The 21,702-nt window shown below is 30.1% G+C and carries 20 protein-coding genes; all 20 read right to left on the bottom strand.

Features of this window, described 5'->3' with window-relative positions:
- Position 1 precedes the first annotated feature (1 nt).
- The 20 genes from FLP_RS18195 to FLP_RS18100 all read right to left on the bottom strand — a co-directional run bounded on the left by FLP_RS18195 (position 2) and on the right by FLP_RS18100 (position 21,677).
- Positions 2-1,075 carry a glycosyltransferase gene (locus tag FLP_RS18195; RefSeq protein WP_065450924.1) on the bottom strand — a complete coding sequence of 358 codons (1,074 nt, stop codon included), beginning with the start codon at positions 1,073-1,075 and terminating at the stop codon, positions 2-4.
- A 2-nt stretch (positions 1,076-1,077) separates the two neighbouring features.
- Positions 1,078-2,190: a glycosyltransferase gene (locus tag FLP_RS18190; RefSeq protein ID WP_065450923.1), complete on the bottom strand. Its 1,113-nt coding sequence runs from the start codon at positions 2,188-2,190 to the stop codon at positions 1,078-1,080.
- The gene (locus FLP_RS18185) at positions 2,190-3,200 is read right to left on the bottom strand and encodes a glycosyltransferase family 2 protein (protein WP_065450922.1); all 1,011 of its coding nucleotides are present in this window, start codon (positions 3,198-3,200) and stop codon (positions 2,190-2,192) included. The genes FLP_RS18190 and FLP_RS18185 overlap by 1 nt, the downstream gene beginning before the upstream one ends.
- Before the next feature lie 6 nt (positions 3,201-3,206).
- Positions 3,207-4,076, bottom strand: a complete 870-nt coding sequence (locus FLP_RS18180) for a class I SAM-dependent methyltransferase (protein ID WP_065450921.1) — start codon at positions 4,074-4,076, stop codon at positions 3,207-3,209.
- A 7-nt stretch (positions 4,077-4,083) separates the two neighbouring features.
- Positions 4,084-5,703, bottom strand: a complete 1,620-nt coding sequence (locus tag FLP_RS18175; RefSeq protein ID WP_065450920.1) for a hypothetical protein — start codon at positions 5,701-5,703, stop codon at positions 4,084-4,086.
- 3 nt (positions 5,704-5,706) lie between these two features.
- Positions 5,707-7,248 carry a glycosyltransferase family 2 protein gene (locus FLP_RS18170; RefSeq protein WP_065450919.1) on the bottom strand — a complete coding sequence of 514 codons (1,542 nt, stop codon included), beginning with the start codon at positions 7,246-7,248 and terminating at the stop codon, positions 5,707-5,709.
- Positions 7,248-8,408 (bottom strand): glycosyltransferase family 4 protein, encoded by a 1,161-nt coding sequence (locus FLP_RS18165; protein WP_065450918.1) that lies wholly within the window; start codon positions 8,406-8,408, stop codon positions 7,248-7,250. The genes FLP_RS18170 and FLP_RS18165 overlap by 1 nt, the downstream gene beginning before the upstream one ends.
- Positions 8,409-9,284 carry a hypothetical protein gene (locus FLP_RS18160; RefSeq protein ID WP_065450917.1) on the bottom strand — a complete coding sequence of 292 codons (876 nt, stop codon included), beginning with the start codon at positions 9,282-9,284 and terminating at the stop codon, positions 8,409-8,411.
- A 52-nt stretch (positions 9,285-9,336) separates the two neighbouring features.
- Positions 9,337-10,221: a hypothetical protein gene (locus FLP_RS18155; protein WP_065450916.1), complete on the bottom strand. Its 885-nt coding sequence runs from the start codon at positions 10,219-10,221 to the stop codon at positions 9,337-9,339.
- Positions 10,221-11,654 carry an MBOAT family O-acyltransferase gene (locus FLP_RS18150; RefSeq protein ID WP_065450915.1) on the bottom strand — a complete coding sequence of 478 codons (1,434 nt, stop codon included), beginning with the start codon at positions 11,652-11,654 and terminating at the stop codon, positions 10,221-10,223. Before FLP_RS18150 ends, FLP_RS18155 begins: the two co-directional genes overlap by 1 nt.
- Positions 11,655-11,702: 48 nt before the next feature.
- Entirely contained in the window at positions 11,703-13,097 is a 1,395-nt protein-coding gene (locus FLP_RS18145) for a UDP-glycosyltransferase (RefSeq protein ID WP_065450914.1), read from the bottom strand.
- A 13-nt stretch (positions 13,098-13,110) separates the two neighbouring features.
- On the bottom strand, positions 13,111-14,010 hold the full coding sequence (locus FLP_RS18140; protein WP_065450913.1) for an alpha-1,2-fucosyltransferase: 900 nt from the start codon (positions 14,008-14,010) through the stop codon (positions 13,111-13,113).
- 6 nt (positions 14,011-14,016) lie between these two features.
- Positions 14,017-15,138, bottom strand: coding sequence for a UDP-N-acetylglucosamine 2-epimerase (neuC, locus tag FLP_RS18135; protein ID WP_065450912.1), 1,122 nt, complete (start codon positions 15,136-15,138; stop codon positions 14,017-14,019).
- Positions 15,139-15,204: 66 nt separating this feature from the next.
- The gene (locus FLP_RS18130; RefSeq protein ID WP_065450911.1) at positions 15,205-16,314 is read right to left on the bottom strand and encodes an acyltransferase family protein; all 1,110 of its coding nucleotides are present in this window, start codon (positions 16,312-16,314) and stop codon (positions 15,205-15,207) included.
- Between the two features lie 34 nt (positions 16,315-16,348).
- Positions 16,349-17,389, bottom strand: a complete 1,041-nt coding sequence (gene neuB, locus FLP_RS18125) for an N-acetylneuraminate synthase (protein ID WP_065450910.1) — start codon at positions 17,387-17,389, stop codon at positions 16,349-16,351.
- A gap of 18 nt (positions 17,390-17,407) precedes the next feature.
- Entirely contained in the window at positions 17,408-18,073 is a 666-nt protein-coding gene (locus tag FLP_RS18120) for an acylneuraminate cytidylyltransferase family protein (RefSeq protein WP_065450909.1), read from the bottom strand.
- 9 nt (positions 18,074-18,082) lie between these two features.
- Complete coding sequence (locus tag FLP_RS18115; RefSeq protein WP_065450908.1) at positions 18,083-19,009, bottom strand: glycosyltransferase family 2 protein; 927 nt, start codon at positions 19,007-19,009, stop codon at positions 18,083-18,085.
- A complete protein-coding gene (locus tag FLP_RS18110) occupies positions 19,010-20,020 on the bottom strand; it encodes a glycosyltransferase family 2 protein (protein ID WP_065450907.1) in 1,011 nt (336 codons plus the stop codon).
- Positions 20,021-20,052: 32 nt separating this feature from the next.
- Entirely contained in the window at positions 20,053-20,979 is a 927-nt protein-coding gene (locus FLP_RS18105; protein ID WP_065450906.1) for a polysaccharide biosynthesis protein, read from the bottom strand.
- Complete coding sequence (locus FLP_RS18100) at positions 20,976-21,677, bottom strand: Rossmann-fold NAD(P)-binding domain-containing protein (RefSeq protein ID WP_065450905.1); 702 nt, start codon at positions 21,675-21,677, stop codon at positions 20,976-20,978. Before FLP_RS18100 ends, FLP_RS18105 begins: the two co-directional genes overlap by 4 nt.
- Positions 21,678-21,702 lie beyond the last annotated feature (25 nt).

Genomic DNA, 21,702 nt, shown 5'->3' with positions numbered 1-21,702 from the left:
TTTACTTATTTTTATAAGCCAAAATTAACTTTTCAATTACTATTTCTTCTGAATAATTTTCTAAAACTGATTGTTTAAAATTATTCGCGATTTCTTTTCTGAACAAATTATCTTCAGTTAATTTTAATAAGTGTTTTTTTGCTTCTGATACAGAAAATGGATCAAACAATAATCCGTTAATATTATGTTGAATCACAACTGAACAATAACCTACATTTGAAGACGCAACAGCCAAATTTGCTAAAGCATACTCAAGCAACGTTACCGGGAATCCTTCTTCAGTAGAGGCTAAAACTCCAATTGAAGCTTGTGATAAAATATAACCAATATCACTCTTTTCGCCATACAAATATATGTGGTTTTTTAAAGAATTAGATTCTATAAATTTTTTTAATGTAGAGGAATACGAATCAAAATAATCTTTACCTATTAAATGAAGACTCCATCCAGACTCATTTAATTTTAAACTCTGAAATGCTTTCAGAATTAAAATGTGGTTTTTAGGTTTTTTTAAATTCGCCAAAAAAACAATCCTTTTACCAGCTTTCCCTCTCAAATTAGTTACTTGTTCATCATTGTTTTGGAAGTTTGCGAAATTAGGAATAAAAATTACTCTTGAGCATTTCATATTCTTCTTATTCCAATCTTCTAATTGATGATTGACTACAAAAATTGCAGAAAAAAAGACTGAAAGATAAAGTAAAACTCTATTCTCTTTAATTGTTTCTTTAGCTCGGGTTCCATAATGATCATGCCAAATAATTCTTATTCTTGGCAAAGTCAATTTGACTAAAACTGCAATAAAAAAAGAAGAACTATGTGCATGAATTATCTCAACTTTATTTTGAGCAATATATTTTCTTAAAAGAAAAATTGCTCTAAAATCTATACTTTTTTTCTTTTTTAAGAATAGGTAAGATACTTCAGAATCGATTTTTTTTTTCAAACCTCCTTCACTTCTAGTTACAATTAAACCTGAAAATTTTATTCTTTTCGCTAAAGCATTAGCATAATTAACCGCCATGCGTTCTGCTCCACCGGAATTTAAAGAATCTATGATTTGTACAATTCTCATTTTTACAATAGCTTTTTAATTTCAGCTTCAAAAAGATCTGTGGTATAACTTTGCGACCACATAATTGCTAATCGACTTTTATCTAAAAAAGTCTTTTCATCTCTCAGCATTTTGCATATTACATTTACATCCTTCTTCAAATCCATTTCTAACAAAATACCTCTAGTGCCATAATCCAGCATAAAAGGAATACATGAAACTTTACTCGCAACAGGAATACATCCCCAAAACATACCTTCTGCGATTGCTTTTGGCCAGCCTTCGCTTTTAGATGGTAAGATAACAAAATGGCTTTGTTGATATGCTTTCTTTATCATCTTCTGATTTTGATTTCCTTGTAAAGCAATATAGCTTTCGAGATTATTTATTTTAATATAGTTTTCTAAATAGCTTCTTTCTGATCCTTCACCATATAAATTCAGATTTATTTTATATCCTTTTTCTATTAATTCTTGAACTAATTGAATAGTGTATAGTGGATTCTTACCGGAAACTAAGCTTCCAACAAAAATGAAATTGATCGAACTATGAAAATTTGTTTTTCGAATAATTTCTTTTTCCGACTCTGAATAAGTAGCTGTAAAAAAAGACTTTATGCTTTTTGATTGATTATTCCAGACGCCATATACCAAAACCTGCATATTGCGAGTCAAAAAAGTGTTTCTTAAAATCCACTTTTGTATTTTGTATGTAAATGGTTGTTTGCTTTTTAGATCCCAATTTCCTGCATATTTTGCAGTTTTTGTTTTGTTTGGAAATAAAATTTGTACAAAACAACCCATCAACCCCATGTTTCCGGGGCAGCGTAAATGAATATGATCTGCATTTTTCATAGCCAAAAATATTCTCCATAAGGTAATTGGCAGTTTAAAAACAGATAATAATGTATTCTTGAAATTAATTAAATTAAAATCAGGAACTTTTCTAAAGTCAATATTAATATTTTTATAAGCAATATCTATTACTGTCGGTTCATTAATTTTTAATGGTGCAACAACAATTACATCATCAACATATTTAAACCAAATATTCATTTCGCGCACATACGGTGCATAAGCAAAATACTGATTGCTGTGTTGAATATGAGAAACATGGGTTATTACAGCAAATTTCATTATTTTATTTTTGGTTTAGCAACCAATAAACTCAAAAGACCAATACTTCTTCCTGATGCTTCGGTAAAAGCTGCTTTTTTATTTTGTACTGTGAAAACATTTGTAAACCGTATTACGGTTAATAAAATGCTAATTAAATTCCACTTTATTCTATCTTTAAAAACAGGACTCTGATTTTTAATTCTCCACACATACCAGCCGTTTCTAACCACCATTTTACCATAATAATATAAATCAGGCCTTCCTGATTCTGCATGATTATGGGCTAATTTTGCGTTTGTATTAATATATAATTTACCCATTTTTGCTACTCTTAAAGTAAAATCAGCATCTTCATAAAGTCCGTAACCTTGAAAATAGGTTGAAAATGAAAGTTTTTCGAAAACTGATTTTCGAAACGAAGAAACTCCCCCCATTAATTGTTCTACTTCGTATATTTTATCACTTGGTGGCAAGAAGCCAACACTTCGACCATGAGAGAATAGGGGTGAAAAACCAGGCGGGCAATTACTATCCAGATGTAGCTTTTTACGCACAACAAACCTGCTTCCGTCCTTTCGTTTCCATCCATCAAAATAAAATTCATTTATTGATGGTATGTAATTATCATTTACCTTTTCCCATTTTGTTTCATTAGTAATATAACCTCCAACTCCTAAAGCTTCAGGATAATCACTATATGTTTTAATTAATTCTTCAAAGTAGTTTTTGCGGAGAACTGTATCGTCATCAAGAAAACAAATTATCTCTGAATTCAGTGCCGCTTTTGCTATTCCGAAATTACGCTGTTTGGTTAGTCCTCTTTCCTCATCCGAAACGTAGAAATATTTTAATTTTTTAATCTTATTTTTTTCTAAAATAAGTTCTGTCTCAGTATTAATTGAACCATCAATTATCAAAATTTCATCTGGATACAGCGTTTGCCTTTGAACTGATTCCAGTAAGGCCACCAAAGGTTCAGGACGCATATATGTACATACAATAAGGGAAAAACGAAAGGGTAAACTCATAGAATTTTATACTTTTAAAATCAGGAAGATATTTCCAGCTGTTAGTTCTTCATCAGAATATTTTCTATAATCTTGATGAAGTTGAACTTTTTGAAACAAATCATACTTTTTTGTTCCCTTCTCTAAGCTCTCATAATCCAGATGAACAATTTCATAATCATATTTCTTAACTATTTCCAGAAATTGCGGTAATCTTAAGCGATTGTGATAATCATATTTAGTGTGAATTTTATCCCATTGTTCTTTGCTATATTGTAAAAAATCTTGAAGTGACAAACTATTGTCACCGTGCTGCCTTAAATCGCTTGGTGAAATAAAATGAATAACATAAGCACCTTTCTTTAGCACCGCTTTCATTTTTTTATGCAATGTATCAACATCATTTTCATTCATGTGCGAAAGTACATAACGAGAAAAAACAATATCAACATCAGGAAAGTCTTTTTTTACAATATTATAATTTGGAAAATATTCGACTCCATACGAAAGCTTATATTTGTTGTCCGGATTAGATAATACTTCACAATTATATCTCTTAGCAAAAAGATCATTTAATTCTAAAACCGTTTCTTTTTTAAAGTGTTCGTTAATATCAAAAGTAAGTACTTTTTTCACACCAAACTTATATTTAAAGAAATAGGGTATACCAGGGAACCAGCCTGAGCCTAATTCAAAAATCACTTTATCGTGTAAGTCAATATTTAAATTGGTCAAGACCTTTGAAAGTCTAATATAAGTTGATTCAACGCTCTTCAGCCTATCTTCTAAAGTAGACTTATCAAAAAAACTCTGAATTTTATGATAACAATAATTATCTGCTTTATTGGGTAATAAAGTAAATGATTTAAACAATAAAGTTTTTAATTTATGATTCATTCTATGATTAAATTACTTTTCGCATTTGTAGGCCAGCCTTACTTTTTTCAAATATATTTCCTGCAAAATCAATATCAAAAACCACTTTTTCAAAACCAGACCAATAGTTAATTAGCTGTGTAAGTGTTGGATTCCAGATTTCTTTATTGTGAATTTTCTCTCCTAAAAATTTAAAATTTTGAGATACTTTTTCATCAATTGTTGTTGGTGTCGAAAATAATTTTCCTGCATGGTACTCCATTGGTACAGAAAAATAAGTATGTGCAATAAACACTCCTTTCTCCTTTATTAATATATTTATATTTTCCTGAGATAAGGACTTCTTAAAGTCTAGCATTTCTAGGGTTTGAAAGATATAAAATTCTTTTTCAGCAATTATATGCTTGAATACAATTGGCGAATATTTTGCTAATTTATATGGTTCATTTTTTGCCGTGTTCCAAAATAATAAAACAAAAAGAATAGATTTACTTAGTTTAAAAAAATCTTTGATTAACGGAAAAAATGATTTTATATTTTTCTGGATAAATACTTTCTTAAAACTTGAAGCTGTATTTTTATATTTTAAGAGTAAATCTTCATCATTGTAGTAATGGAAAATAATATTTTTAATTATTAGCTGAGCCTTTTTTATTAAACCCAAATCTTTATTTCCTTTTAAAAAGCTTGAAAGTGTAAAATGTTTGGTATTAAATTGATTGATAACGCCATTAGTTGCTGTTCCTGAATCAATATAATTCCAAAGTGTGTTAATGTTTCTCTCTGATAAAACTTCTTCAAAATCACGTTCCTTAAGATTGCTTTTTTTTAAAAGCGAAAAATTATAAGGCTGAAATCCGTGATCTATCCAAACTTTTAGATTATTTAATGGAGGCATAAATCCTTTAAAATCTTCAAAACTTTCCAGATCCGTTTTTATAGATTGTGACAACGAATGATAGCATAATTCGTGTCCGTCATTATGCCATTTTAAAATTTCTTCTTTTTGATTTTGAAATGATGCGTTATCTTCTCTTTTAGAAAAATGATTTAAAAAGAATCCTTTAGTGACTTTAATTTGATGCTCATTGAAAAATTCTCTTTGTAACACAAGATTTTTAGCAGTATCAAAGTCGCAATGATCCGTGAAACAAGCAATTCCAGAAAAAGGACTTTTCGATCTGCTTAACTCAATTGCATGCTCTTTAGGAAATAATAATGTAGGGTTTTCTATAAAATAGAACTTTTGTTTTGCTGGCGAAATTATTTTGCTGTTGTTGTTTTCTAAATAGTTTGTAATGGGCGAAGCAAATTCAGGGTTAAATCGCCACAACAAAATAGTTGATTCTTTAGGATTAATTTCCCAAATTCCAGCAGTTAAATTAGACTGAACCATTTGACCACTTTGTAACCTTATAATTTTAGGACTTAACTCGTTTGCTATATAATGTTTTTTGATTTTTTCCCAACTGTAATCATGATCACGAAATTCCGCAACAGGTTCGTAAAACTCAATTTTAATATCAAATGACTCGCCATCTAAAAGCGTAAATAAAGATAAATCAATAACCTGTTTAGATGCAGTTTTTGCATCTAAATCAATATTATGATTTCCTGAAGATGTCAGAACAGTTATAGATTGAATCAAAATTTATGGTTTATTTTTTAATTGATTTGCCCAATAATCACTTTGTTTCCACTGCTTTTTAAAACTGAAGAAATAAAGAAATGGATTTTTTATTGACTGCACTTTATAAAATTTTAAAAACAGAATCGTTTTGTATCCATTAATCTGCTCTGTACTTTGATGTAAAATTTTATAAAGCATAATTGTTGGAGATGGTTTTGGCTGGATAAAATCTTTTTGCCATTCTAGAACCGGTTTGGTTCTAAAACCTCCCATTGGTGCTTTTAAATGTAAGATTTCCGGTTTTGGAAAGTAAATTATATCGATACCTACATTCCGAAGTTGCATACCAAAATCTGAATCTTCTCCGTATCCAAATGCGAACATTTTATTGAATTCAACTTTCTCTAATAAATTAGACAGTATGAAACTATTTCCTGAACCAAAAATTGAAGATTGATTAACGACAAGGTCGGTTTTTATTTCGTTGTATTGCAAATAAGACGTCGAAACTGCTTTTGCTCCATAATTTTGAATATTAATAATTGTTTTTTCAAGCAGGTGTGCTTCAAATCTATTATCATCGTCATTAAGAAAAACCCATTCACTTTTAACTTCTGCCAGCGCCATATTTCTTGCATTAACAGCTCCTGCCTGATGTGTAAAGATATGTTTTATGGCAAAAGGCCAAACCTCATCGTTTATATAATCTAATTCTGTAACGGTATTCGGCGTCGGATTTTGTTCTACAATAATAACATTTACTGGCAAATAAGTCTGACGGGATAAATCTTTTAAAACATCGTATAAATATTGTTTTCTGCCAATCGTTGGGAGAATGACATCGATAGTACCACTATCTATTACTTTGTTTTTTGACTGAACTGGAATTTCTTCAAGTAAAAAATCATTTTTAAGTTTTCTTCTGGAATAAAACAGACTAAAAACTACTGGCAGAAATGCTGTTTTTCTTTCGTATAAAAACAGATTTATAAACAATAAAAATATCCAGCGTGTTTTATAATGTTGTTTTATGAATCGAAATAAAATAAAATTATCACTATTTTTCTTTGTTTCTGCAATTAAAACATCTTTTAAAATTTTTGGTTCAGAATAACATAAAAGGCCAATTGGCATGGCTAATTTTGCTAATGAATGCAAAAAATAATCAAAGCTGGTTCTTGTACTAATTTGAAACTTTAACGCCAGCAAAATACCGCCTTGAATACCTCCGGCATAACTGCTTATTTGCCAGGTTGGATAATTTACTTTTTTATTGATTTTAATAAACGGAGAATCTTCCACATATCCAATCGCGTTTGATATAAATGACTTGTTAAACGGATTGTAAGAAGCCATTATTTTATTATGATGAAAGATAGCAGGAAACTCAGCAACATTCAAACTTGATTTTAAATCATAATGGCACCAGACTATTAATTTATCCGGAAATAATCCTCCTAATTCAAATAACGTTTTGGCAATATTAGTGCTTGAAAAAAAAATATTTTCGTTATTACCCTTAACCTCAACTACCTTATTTTTTTTATGATAAATAATAATCATTACTTCGTTTTGTATTGTCTGATTATTTCCTGGTAAAACTTAATATTGGCTTTTGCTAATTTCTTAATATCAAATTTCTCTTCTACTCTATCTCTTGCTTGTTTACCTATTTTTAGACTAAGTAATTCATTATTTATTATTTCGGTAATTCTCTGAGCGAATAATTCATGATTTTCCGGATCTACTAAAAAACCGCTTTCCCGATCGATTATAAGTTCTTGTGCCCAGCCAAAATTACTGTTTACTACTGCTTTTTGCAATGCCATAGACTCAATTGTTACCATTCCCTGTGTTTCGGCAAAAGTAGGAAACACACAAACATTTGCCTTTTTAATATAGGCTTGTATTTCGCTGTAAGGTATTTTTCCTAAATAGGTAACATTTTTTAAATCATCTAGTTTGAATTGTTTTTTCATCAATTCCCACGTCGAAGCTGAATTGGTTTGCATATCAAACGAATCACTGCCTATTAAAACCAATTTTGCATTGGGATTATCTTTTCTAACTTTATTAAAAATTTCTGGTAACTCTAAAACTCCTTTTTTTCTAATTAAGGTTCCTATGTACAGTATTAATTCTTTATCATATTCGCCGGCAAATAAATTTTGAAATGCTTCAGGATTTAAACCATTTGGAATTACTCTGGTTTCTTTATCTTGGATTTTAAAGAGTGAATTTGATAATTTACCCGCGAAATCAGTTGGGGCTATAAAAGCTTCCGCCTTTTGCAAAGCTAATTTTTCGAACCAGAAATTTTTCTTTTTTTGTTTTCTATTTTCTATATGACAAAAATAGGTATCACTGCCATGAAAACGTATCACTAACGGAATTCTAAACTTCATGAAAGCTGTAATTCCCGTCCAATCAGGCGCTTCTAAAATAAGGATATTTTCTTTTTTTATTACTGTATTACAATAGCTCTCAATATATTTTCGATGAAAAAACCATCTAAAGAACTTGTACTTTTTATTTTTAAGAAGATGAATTCTAATACCATTTTCAACAATAATTTCCTGCTCTTTTTGTCCATACACAAAAACAGTAACTTCTTCTCCATTTTTCGTTAATGCGTTAGCCAGGTTTTTTATACTCGTGCCAATTCCGGCTGCCTGCGCAACTTTATCATGTGGATATTCTGATGTTAAAAAAGCTATATGCATTTATTTATTAAAAAAATCTTTTAAAATTCTGGCTGTGAAAATTTTGGATCCGTTATCATTCATATGTCCGCATGATGAAAAATACTGATCTTCTACCACTACATTTTCGTAGTTATGAATTTCCGGATATAATTGATTCGCTTTTTGAAAATAATCTATTCCGATAACATTTTCGCACATTGGTGTCATTACCGCAATAAGGTTAATATGGTTTAATTTGCAAATTCTTTTAATTTCTTCATAGTATCTATTTCTTTTGGGCTGAAAATTTAAACTTTCTTCGTTTAACTTTGTTCCGTTAGATGTTAAAGGATCATAGCCTCCATTATTGAGTTCCTGGCTTCTTTTATTTAATCCGTAAAAAAACATTTCCCTGAAACCAATTTTTGTATCATATTTTAGATATCTGTAAAACGGGATATAATAAAGACTTTTAAAATCGTCTAAATCTTCAAATTGCTTTTTTACAACATCTGAAGAATGCAAATAGGGTAAAAAATGAACAAAAGTGCCTTCTGATCTTGTTTCCGATTTTAATGTTACATCAACATCAATTATTACATTTTTGATTTTGTTTTTTTTTTCAAGCAATAACTTTAAAACCAGATCCGATTCAAACAATTTAGAACCCTGCATTCCAAAATTAAAAGTTTTTAAACCTTTATCAGTAAACATTTGTGTTACAAAATGATTGTTCGCTCGCGAAGATCCTAATATAACAACATCATATTGTTTGGGTTCTGAGTTGTAAATATATCCTATTTTATCTCTTTGATTGGATTGAAGAAAAATACATGAATAAGCCTTGTCGATTATAATTGCCAGAGCAAGAATCAGAAAAAGGATTTTTAATACATAAAGCAAAAAATTTCTCATTTTAACAAAATGATTTCCTGTGCAAAATAGATTTTATATTGGATGTTTCGGTTCATCTACTTTTAAAAAAATCTTTAATTATTCTGGTTGTAAATATCCTGGCTCCTTCATTTGTCATATGTCCGCAAGATGAAAAGTATTTGTTTTCGATTACTACATTTTCGTAATTGTAAATCTCCGGATACGCTTTTTTTACTTTATCAAAATAATTCATTCCAACAACATTTTCGCACATTGGCGTCATAACAGCAATAAAATTAATATTGTTAGCTTTGCAAATATTTTTAATCTCCTCGTAATATTTATTGTGCGGCAAAGGATTTAAATTAACAATATTATTTTTCATATTGCCATTTTTGTGTTTCTCTAACGGATAAAACCCTAAATTATCTAAAGCATTGGTTTTTTCTTTAGATTCAATTTTTACGACTTCTCTAAGTCCAATTTTAGAATCGTATTTTATATATCTGTAAAACGGAATATAATATAGTTCATTGAAGTTTTTTTGGTTAGAAAAATGCTCTTTTATAATTTCCGAATTATGAATATAAGGTAGGAACTTTGCAGAAAAGCCATCTGATTCCTGATGATTAGAAAGATTCAGATCTGCTTCAAGAATTACATTTTTGATCTCATATTTTCTTTCTATCATTAATTTTAGCACAAGTGAAGCTTCGAACAAATGACCGCCACTTATACCGTAATTAAAAGTTTTTAGTCCTTTATCTTCGAACATTTGTGACACAAAATGATTGTTTGCCCGCGAGGAACCCAAAATGACAACATCGTATTTTTGAGCTTTAGAATTAAAAACCGTTTCTACTTTTCCTCTATTTTCAGACTGCATAAAAATAACTGTGTATAAACCATCAAGCGCAACGGCTATTAAAAGGGTTACAACAATAATTTTGACTGTATAAATTAAAAAATGCTTCATTAAAACTGAAAATATATAAATTCTTTATAATCTGAAAATGTACCAAATGCTATTATCGCAAGTATTGCCAAAGCTATTTTAAGTAGATTTCTTTTCCCGGAAAGTGGTTCAACTTTAGTTCTGTTATTCCACTCTACTAAAACAAATACTCCAATCATAAGCAGTAATTCATAATTGTAACGTTCGTTTTCTAAATATTGAAAACCAAAATTTCGATCTGTCACAATTCTTTTTAAATATAAAATAGCATCTGATATGGTTTTTGCCCTAAAGAATACCCACGCGACACAAGTAATTAAAAACGTTGAAAGTATGCTTATTATGACTTTCACGGAATCAAAATTAACTTTGAGATGGATCTCGTCTATATTATTACGGTTACTGTTTGACAAAAGTAAGGGCAAAAAGTATAGCGCATTTATAAATCCCCAGGCAATATAAGTCCAATTGGCACCATGCCAAAATCCGCTCACTACGAAAATGATAAAGGTATTTCTAATTTTTATCCAGATTCCGCCTTTGCTTCCGCCTAACGGAATATACAAATAATCTCTAAACCATGATGAAAGTGAGATGTGCCAACGACGCCAAAACTCGGCTATATCTCTTGAAAAATAGGGGTAATTAAAGTTTCGTAATAAATCTAAACCAAACAGTTTTGAAACTCCTAACGCGATATCTGAATATCCTGAAAAATCTCCATAAATTTGAAATGCAAAATATATTGCTCCCAGAATTAATGAAAATGAATTCATTGCAGTATAATTGTCAAAAATAGCATTTGCGTATGTTGCACAAGTATCAGCTATCACTACTTTTTTTACCAATCCCCAAATAATCTGGCAAATTCCTTCTTTGGCTTTTTCAAAATCAAACTCACGCTTTACTTTTACCTGAGGTAATAAATGCGTAGCTCTTTCTATTGGTCCTGCTACTAAAAGTGGAAAGTAACTTACAAATAAGGAATAATCTATAAAGTTGTATTCGGCTTTTATTCGTTTGTAGTAAATATCTATTACGTATGATAATCCGTGAAAAGTATAAAATGAAATTCCTACCGGAAGAATTACATTCAATAAAATTGGACTTGCTTCTATTCCTGCTGAATTTAACAAATCTGAGAATGAAGAAGCGAAAAAATTATAATATTTAAAAATCCCTAAAAATCCTAAATTAACTATTATGCTGAGCCAAAACCAAAATTTGCGGCTTCGTTCTGATTTTCCTTTTTCGATTTGAATTCCTGTATAATAATCAAGAAAGGTTGAGAACACTAATAAAAATAGAAATCTCCAATCCCAACAAGAATAAAAATAGTAACTGGCGACAATTAATAATGCATTTTGCGTGCTTTTTGTTTTATTGAAAACAAACCAATACAGTATGAAAACTATTGGTAAAAAAACAGCAAATGCTAAGGAATTAAAAAACATATTATTTTAAAAATTTGATAAACAATTTAATAGAGATAAAATTCAAAATTAGCTAACTATTGTTTCAATAGCTTTCCAAATTCTGGCCGATGTATTTTTAGGAGGATGCTGGTTGATTATTTCAAACCATTTTTGAGCATTTGTTATTGTTTGTGTTGGCTGCTCTAAACCAAGTTTTATTTTTTGTTTTATGTCTTTAGCTGAGTTTAGCCATAAAACTGCATTTTTATTGGGCATGGAACGGAAATGAACATAATTATAGATTTTTGAAACTGACCAATCCTGATTTAATTTATTGGGTACATTATAATTTATAAAAGCACAAGGCTTTTGATGCGCCACATAATCAAATACCATTGATGAACCAAGATTCAGCACCATTTCTGTATATTTAATAGTGTTCATTTGCAAATCTACATCTTGTTTAGTGGGTAAAATAGTATCCCAATCTTCTCCAACTTTTCCCCATAAGGGTGCAATTGGAACAACTAAATCTTTATTTTTTTCCAGAACTGCATTATACCTATTAGAGAAGTCTACAGGACAGCGTCTGAAAATAATGCCAAGTGAATTTCCCTCATCATTTAATTCTCTAACAGCATCGGCAACATCGGATAAGTATTGGGCGTCATCAGGACAAGTCGTTATATCATCTCCTGAGTAACATATATATTTTTTATCTGTATCAAGTTGCTGTTTTGCAAAAAACTCATTTCTTGATATTAATTTATCGCTATCAAAATGACTTTCGAATTGTGGTGTTCCTGTTACAAAAATCTGATTTTCTTTTACATCCGGATAATAATGCAAAAGCTCTTTTTTCATGTGTTCGCTCCAGACAAAATAAAAATCAGTCTCGACAACCATGGTTGCTTTTGGTAAATTATCCCACGAAAAAATAAATGTTGCTGTTGGAATCCCTAATTCTTGCGCCGCTAATAATGGTGCAATTGCCAAAACCGGCCGTTGATTGGTACAGAAAACCAAAGCGGGTTTTTCTATTTTTAAAGTTTCCAGACAATGTTGATAGTAGCTTGTATTTCGCTCTAAATTTTTAATTTTTTTTCGAATTGTACTTAATCCTTTAGTCGAGGAATGTGTTGCAATTAAAAACCGTGTTGCAAGATTTTTTAAGGCAGGCTTTATTTTATGGTATGAAAAAGGAAAACGATAGGTATCATAAACCTGATCATTTTCGCTTTTAATACTTAAATTGAGTTCTATGTGTTTACGGGCATTTTTATAACTATCTGTAAAAGGATTTGATCTGGCATTTTTAATTTTAATTGCCTCAAAACCTAATGTCGTTAAATCAAACGGTGTATTATTCCAATATTTTATTTGAAAACCGAGATCAATGCCTAGCTGATAAAAATTAGAAAAAGCAAAGTTTCTAATTCCAATTCCGTCCGGCAATAAAATGAATACTTTATTGTTTTGCATTTTCTTATAATCTTTACTGGCGAATGTATTGCTTTATTCTTTTTTTGAAATTGTTTTTATTTTTCTTTACTGAAATTTTAGTTCCAACTAAAAAGTCATAAAGAAAGCCTTTTAGATAAAAAAGCCAATATTGGTTTCCAATATTCTGCTTTTTGTCATCAAAACTAATCCATCTTTCGGGAAAATAATCCTGATCGTTATTCATTTTTGCAAATTTGTCTCTAAAATTCTTTAAAGGTCTTACAATTTTCGAATTTTCTTTTTCTCCCAACCATGCAATCCACCACGAAAAAGTGGAATTACTTATTACAAAATCATCAAATTTTGTTGCTAAAGCTAATTGTTCGATTGCTGATAAATCGTCTAAGAAAAAGCCGTTTTCTAAAAATGAAAAATGGTATTTGCAATACGCTATATCATCACTTGCAAAAATTATATTTCGATCTTTCCAATCCGGAAAATTTTTAATTATGCCTTTTAAATAAAATAAATGCGATATTTGATAATAATAGGGATGTTGTACAAAATCGCCTCTTCTTACAGATATTAAAAGTGTTTTTTTAGCAAAAAGAAAATCATGCTTTAGATACAAATCATTCGCAAATTCTTTAAACTGAAAAATTTCTTTTGTTTTTTCTACATCAAAATATTTTTCCGATTGTAGCCATCCATCAAGATCATAATTATCATTTCCTAATTTCCAGTCGTAATAATTGTATTTTTCTTCTTTAACTTTTTTAAAACTATTTTCTTTTTGTAAAACAGGAATCTGATTTTTAAAATAGCTGGAATAGCTCCACTCCGGAAAACTATAAGTATGTCCGTATTTTTGAGCAAGCCCTACAGTCGATGCGATCTGAAAAAGATGATTCCCCAAATTTCCTTTATTCCCAAGTTTAGAAAATGTAATCATAATTGCTTAGAAATCCCTAAATTGTTTTTGATGGTTGAGTTGCCAAATATTTGTTTTTTGCAAACATTCTAAAAATAACTGATTACTATTTCCTTGCCCAAAATCATCTTCTATACTTCGAATTTTATGGGAATCTATTATTGCCAATGCGGCTTTAATACCATCTTCGGTATAATCTGTATTAATTATATCTGCATGAATTGATCTGTTTTGTTGTCTTGTGCCTATATTAATAATTGGAATTCCGTAATAGGGTGCTTCACGGATTCCGGCACTGCTATTTCCAATTATAAATTGACTATTTTTTAATAATGTCAGAAAATATTCGAATCGAAGGGATGGAAAAACCCGGAATCTTGAATCGTCTTTTAATTTGTGATATGCTTCAAGAATAAACTGGGTTCCTAAATCATTATTAGGAAAAATAACCACATAATTATGGGTGTCTTCTAAAAGAGATTTTACAAAGGTTTCTGCATATTTTTTCATCTCTTTAACTTCAGTTGTTACGGGATGAAACATAACTATAGCATAGTGTTCAAAATTAATTTTATAGTATTCTTTTGCTGTATTTAAATCTGGCAATTGATTAGAAAACATAATGTCGATATCCGGAGAACCAATTGTAAATACAGAGTCTTTGATTTCTCCCATCTGCATCAGCCTTTTTGCAGCTTGTTTGTTTGATACAAAATGAATATGACTCAATTTACTTACACTGTGTCGGATTAATTCATCGACTGTTCCTGAAATCTCTCCTCCTTCTATATGTGCTACCAAAATATTATTGAGCGAACCTACAATTGCTCCTGCCAGTGTTTCTACACGATCACCATGTACAACAATCATATCTGGATTAATGGTTTTACAATAACCTGATAACCCTTCGATAGTTTTTGCCAATGTTAAATCCATTGTAGTTTCATGTGTATGGTTTTCGAATGTGAAAACATTTTTAAAATTACAACGCTCTATTTCTATCAGGGTATAACCGTAAACTTCCTGAAGATGCATACCGGTAACAAAAACATGAATTTCAAAATCCTGATGTTTTTCAAGAATTTGAATCAATGATTTTATTTTACCAAAATCAGCGCGCGTACCAGTAAGAAAAAGGATTTTTTTCATTTAATTATTTAAAATCTTATATTTCTTACAGCTAACAACTGTTTAGAAATATATTATTTTGCAAAGTTAATTTATTCTATTAGGAAAGTATTTCTCTCTAGTATTTAAAAAATATTTTTCTACATACCACGTCATCAATATTCCTGATACAACACTTGTAACAGATGTAATAAAAAAGAACACTGTTTGATGTAATACATTATTCAAAAAGAAGTTGTTTAATAAAGCAAATATAAAATTCACAAAACCGTGTATGATATATATACTATAAGATGAAAATCCTATTTTACTTATAATATCAACTCCTGTTTTTGAAAAAAGGGTATCAAGTTGCTTATTTATGTTATCATTTATTAAAAAATAAATAAGCAGAATTGCAAATGATATATAGAGAAATGTAAAGCCAAATGTTCTCACAAAAAATGAATCTTCAAAATCTACGAATGGCGTAAAAAAAAGCAAGACAAACGAGAGAATCATTAGAACTACTTTGTTTGATTGAAAAAACAATACTAATTTTTCTTTTTTAAAATAGTAGAGATAGGAAACTAAAGTACCTGACAAAAGTGAATCTACTCGTAGATGAGACATCGTAAAATTTTTATCGCCATTTCCCTGAAAGTAAATATTGCTAATGGTTCTACCAATTAAACAAGAGATCATAATTAGAAATATCCCAATTTCGAACTTACTTATTTTTCTTTCTACACCTGATTTTAAGTCAATCCATGAGTATTTAATTCCCAACCATAATAATAGTGCAAAACTAAAATAGAAATGTTCTTCTACAGCTAATGACCAACTCGGGATATAGGCGTAACCCCAGCCATAAACATAATTTTGAACAAAAAACAGGTCTGATAAAAGTCCTTTCAATTCAAATTGATGTTTTATTATTTTTGAAACTAAATATAAAAAATAGGTTAGATAATAAATCGGATAGATTTTAAATCCCCGTCTTATTAGAAACAAACCCGGTTGTATGTTGCCAAACTTTAAGTATTCTCTAAATAATAAGCCGGATACAAGAAAGCCACTAAGTACAAAAAAGAGATCAACACCAATCCATCCCATTTTTGTTGTAAAATCGTATAATTGCTGATGACGCATTAGTACGAGAACAATTGCAATTCCTCTTAAAAAATCAAGTTCTCTTAGTCTGTAATTTTGTTTCAAAATGATCCGTAGGTTAAATTCGGGAGTATGAAATTTATTTTATATCATCCCAATCTAGTTGTTCATCATTTTGAATATCTCTAGTTGCGGTTTTACCAATTAACTCATTAAAATGTTCTGCCAATATTTTTCCTGTTCCTGGGCGTTTAACCCAGATATTTTCTTTAGAAAAAACTTCCCCTTTTTTAATTGGAGCGATGGCACAAACTGTAGCAAATGCAAAATCAATTGTTACCCGTTCTTCAGGTGCCGGCTTTTTAGTTCCTCCTCGCATTAAAGCGATCTCTGCAGATGAAACTATTAATTCCTGACAAGCTTTTTCATCCATACTGCAAACAATGTCCGGTCCTGTGCGCTGCATATGATCTGTAAAATGTCGTTCTAAAATACTTGCTCCTAAAGCTACTGCTCCTAAACAGGCATTATTGTTTAAAGTATGATCGCTTAAACCAAAAACTTTATCCGGGAATGCTTCATGAAGTTCGGCCATTGCACCAAAACGTACTAGGTGAATTGGTGTAGGATATAAATTTGTGGTATGTAAAAGTGCCACCGGAATATTATGCTTGTCAAAAATAGATACTGCTTTTTGAACACTTTCGATAGTATTCATACCTGTGCTTAAAATGACCGGTTTTCCAAACGAAGCAATATGCTCTAATAATGGATAATTATTGCACTCGCCAGAACCAATCTTATAAGCCGGAATATCAAACTTTTCTAAACGTTCTGCAGCGGCACGAGAAAATGGAGTTGATATAAAAATCATTCCTTTGCTTTCGACATAACTTTTAAGCTCCAATTCATCGGCTTCATTTAAAGAACAGCGCTCCATGATTTCGTAAATAGAAACATCAGAATTACCTGGAATTACTTTTTTAGCCGCACCACTCATTTCATCTTCTACAATGTGAGTCTGATGTTTTACGACTTCAACTCCTGCTCTTTCTGCAGCATCTACCATTTCTTTGGCGACTTGCAGAGAGCCTTCATGATTAATTCCGATCTCGGCAATTACTAAAGGTGGAAAATCTTGTCCAATTTTTCTTGCTGCTATTTCTATATACGGATTCATAAAGTAGGTTCTGAATTATTATTTTATATGTTTTTTGTATAAATATTGGGCGTAATCAAAGTCTTCCTGCGTGTCAATATCAATGTTGGCAAAAATATGCTCTATTTTGAAAGGAAAAGCATCTTCAGAAATAATTATGTTCTGCATAATCAATGCTGCTTTTGTGATATAAAGTAATCCATTCTCAAAATAAAGAGGCTCAAGGTCCTGACTTCTTTGTCCTATTTTGTAATTGTATGGAATAAACTTTTTATCTGCTATTTTTCCTAATTTTTGGTGATTTCTGGAAACGGTAAATAAACTGCTGCAGTTTTCTTCCTGATATATTTGAAAGGTCTTTTTTAATAAATCTTCGGGACGAATGGGGTTTGTCGCCTGCAACAAAAAAACATTATCTACTGCATAATCTATATTTTGCAATACATGCTTTAATGCTGAAACTGTTGGCTCAAAATCACCTGAAATTTCCTTGGGCCTATCGATAACTTTTGCACCGTATTGCAAGGCGATTTTTTTTATATTATCATCGTCTGTAGAAACATATACTTCATCAATAATATCACTATTTGCCTGTGCATATAATATACTAAATGAAAGTAATGGCAACCCGTTTAATAATTTTATATTTTTTTCCGGCAATCTTTTAGATCCGCCCCGGGCTGGAATTATAGCGATGTTTTTCATTTAAAAAAATTAAGGAATAATATCTTTTTCTGGCTGCCAGTAAAGTTGCGTTTCTTCTAATTTTTGATATTCATGATACTCAAAATCAGACAATCTATTGCTGTTTTTAATAATTTTAGGAATTGAGATTACCAAATCTAAAAATGCTAAAACTAAAGCTTTTAAAGCTTTAAAATCTCCTTTAAATACTTTTGTTTTTATTTGAATCCAAATCGAATATATCATTTTTCGGGGAATATATTTAATGGGTACAAATAAAAAATATAAATACCAGCCCGCTCTTAGAGATCTTTGCAATCGAATATTATAATCTGCGTTCTTTTTTCTGGACTTAATATCTACTCTGTGATTAGCTAAAACTGCGGGCAAATAATGTATTTCCCAATTTTTTTTGAACAATTGGCAGGATGCAAAATCTTCTTCTCCATAAAATATAAACCAGTCCGGATAATCAGGAATATCTTTCCATGCCGACATTTGCCAAACATGACCGCAACCTACAAAACTTTTCATTCTATGTGAAACATGATTGCTTGCTATTATTTTAGGTTCTTGGGGATTCCAGAAAATTCTAAAACCTAACAGCCCTATTTTAGGGTTTTTATTAAATGCATCTTCAATATATTCTAAAGGATTTTTAGTTATAAAATGCAAATCGTCATCTATAGAAATGGCATATTTAGAATTTACAAGACTCATTAATCTATTTCGGCTGTAAATTAAACCTTTGCTTAGAGGATTCTGAATCAATTGAATTTCCGGATATTGTTCTTTTATAAAAGAAAATGTACCATCTGTTGATCCGTCATCACAAATAATACATGCAACATCTTCTCTTTTTAGTAAATATCGAATCTTATGTAAAGTGATAGCTAAATCATCTTTACGGTTTTTAGTGGTTATAACAATTGAAAAAGTGGTATAGCCTACTCTCATTTAATACTTTTTCACCATTTCTTTTGGCAATTTTTTCCATTTTATAAATAACCTCGAAATTTCTTTTGCCGCAAGTATTTTTACAAAAACCTTATTTTTCAGATAATAACTTGCAGCACTAATTTTTTTACATTTTATAAAATTTAAATTCGAAAAATTTACTGTCGTTGTATTGGTTGCTATATTTTTCATCCAATCCTCATAAACATTACCCATATGACAGGCATAATTATCATAAGTTGTAAGCCTCCAATACCCTTTTTCTAAAGGTTTATTATCAATATAGGTTTCGCCGATGCCTGCTGCCTTTCTGCCTCCAATAAAGGAAAATAATTCTTCAAAAGCATCTTTTTTATATGTTGCTACAAAATGACCCGAACCCACAAAACACTGCACATCGTCATAAATTAAACCTAATGCGTATTTTAAGTAATCCTGATTATAATTTCTATCCCAACCAATGCTGTCATAAAAATGTATTAAGGCTTCTTGGTTCTTTACAGGAAGAAATTTCAGATTTTTATTAAATAAATTATCAAAAATAACATTCCCACAGTGACTTGTATACATTTTAAATTGCGGAACAATACCTACGACACCCGCTTTTGGTATTTTAGAAAAAACATTTACGGTCTGTGATTGCCAGTCAGCAAAAAACATAACATCTGCATCTGTTATGGTTACCAGTTCTATATTATTTCCTGACAATCCCTTAAAAACAGCATTTATTTTACCAATATTATCAGTATGTATTAACTCTTTTATTTTATTTTCTTCAAAAAGCTGATTGAGATATTCGACAACATTAGCACAACTTCCGTTATTTACAATGGTAACAAAAGTTCTTTCGTGAATGGTATTGAATAAAGAATTCAGACAAATTTTTAATATTTTGAGTGCATCTAAAAAATATCCTTCTTCATTAGGAATGTAAACCGGAACTATTATCTGGTGTATATAAAAAGATTGTTCTTGATTAATCTCTTTATTAGGATTACTGCCTATTCTCATAAAATGCTAATTTTAACTTTTAATAACAATCCTTAAAGAGTAAAGAAATTATTTTCTTTCAATTTTTTATATAATTCTTCTTTAGAGACTACTACATTTTCACTGGAAAATTCATCGAAATTAACATTAGAATTATCATAAATATTTTTATAATGCATCATATACAAATTCAGTTTTTTATCCAAATAAGTTCTGGGAGTTTCTTCTTTAGCGATCATAATTTCATGTATTTTTTCTGAAATTCTTGGTACTCCTAATGTAAATTTCAGTCCAAATTCTTCCTGATAAATTTCAAAAAGATCTAAAACGCTAAAACTAGGGATGTTTGGGATGATATTAAAGCCTGTAAATTGAAATGAATTGTGAATTAGTCCAACTGCTGCTTCTACATCGATCATAAAACGTGTCATTTCAGGCGAGTATAACTTTAGCTCGTATTTATTTTTAATTGAATCTAATATCAGCGGAATAATACTTCCGGTTGAATTTAGAACATTCCCATAAATGGCTGTAGTAAGATTAACATTCGATTTTTCGGCATCTACAATAAAAGATTCTCCGCCAATAAATTTCATTGCTCCATATAATGTTGTGGCTGCTCTGCTTTTATCTGATGAGATAAAACATGCTGCTTTAAAATTATTCTCTTCGGCTACATTTCTAGAATTAATAGCTCCGTTTACGATAGTCCTTAAAGCCACCTCAACATTCTGGTCGACTGCTTCAATTTGTTTTAAAGATGCCGCAAATATTCCATGATCATGATTTTTTGCCGCTTTATTCATTAACTTAAAATCTGAGACGTCTCCAATTACACAGTTAATTTTTGGAAATTGCTTTTTTAAATAATAATGTTTAGCCTCATCTCTGCTGTAAATCGTTATTTCGGCCTTATCATAAAAACTTTTAACTATTTCTCTTCCAAGATAACCTGCTCCGCCTGTAATAAATAATCTCATATTTTATAATTAATATAACTTAAATAGGTTTGATACAAATCTAACTCAAATTTGTTCTTCAATTCAGGAAATTCATGACTCACGTTAATATCATGAAAAGACTTCAATAGTTTATAAATTTCTTCAACTGTAGTTTCTATATATGAAATTTCACTTTCTTTAAAATTAGATACGATTGCCAATACGTCATTTATACCAACCAATTTTATTTTATTTTTATTGAAATTTATAGGCAATTGATTGTGCAAATTATAGCAAAATGTTGCAACAAAAGATGTTTTATCGGGTACGGCATAAATCCCAAAAATATTAGGAAGTTTATACGATACAAACTCTTTGTTGATTGATGAACAATATTTTCTCAATGCGATTTTTGCCTCTTTTTTAGATTGCCCATAAGCATTATCTAAATCTTCCTGTAAGGACGATAAAAAAGCAATGTTACATTTAAGATCATTATCTGCTAAACATTTTATAGTGTCGCTGGTTAATTTTCTATTTAAAGCTATTAGAGTATCAGCATCAGAATGCCTTTGAATAAAAGCCCCATGAATAAGCCAGTCTAATTGTTTTATTTTTGAAAGCTGTTCTAAATAATCTCTACCAAGTTCTACGACTTCATATTTCAGGATATTTCTAAAATATTGGGTTAGATGTATTCCTATAAAGCCTTTTTCTCCTGTAATTGCTATTCTCATCTCTTTACGAAATTAAAAGACCTTT

Origin of the sequence: Flavobacterium piscis, from assembly GCF_001686925.1 — a bacterium.
Classification (GTDB): domain Bacteria; phylum Bacteroidota; class Bacteroidia; order Flavobacteriales; family Flavobacteriaceae; genus Flavobacterium; species Flavobacterium piscis.
Note: the sequence above shows the minus strand (reverse complement) of the source record. Positions and strands in the feature narration are given on the sequence as shown.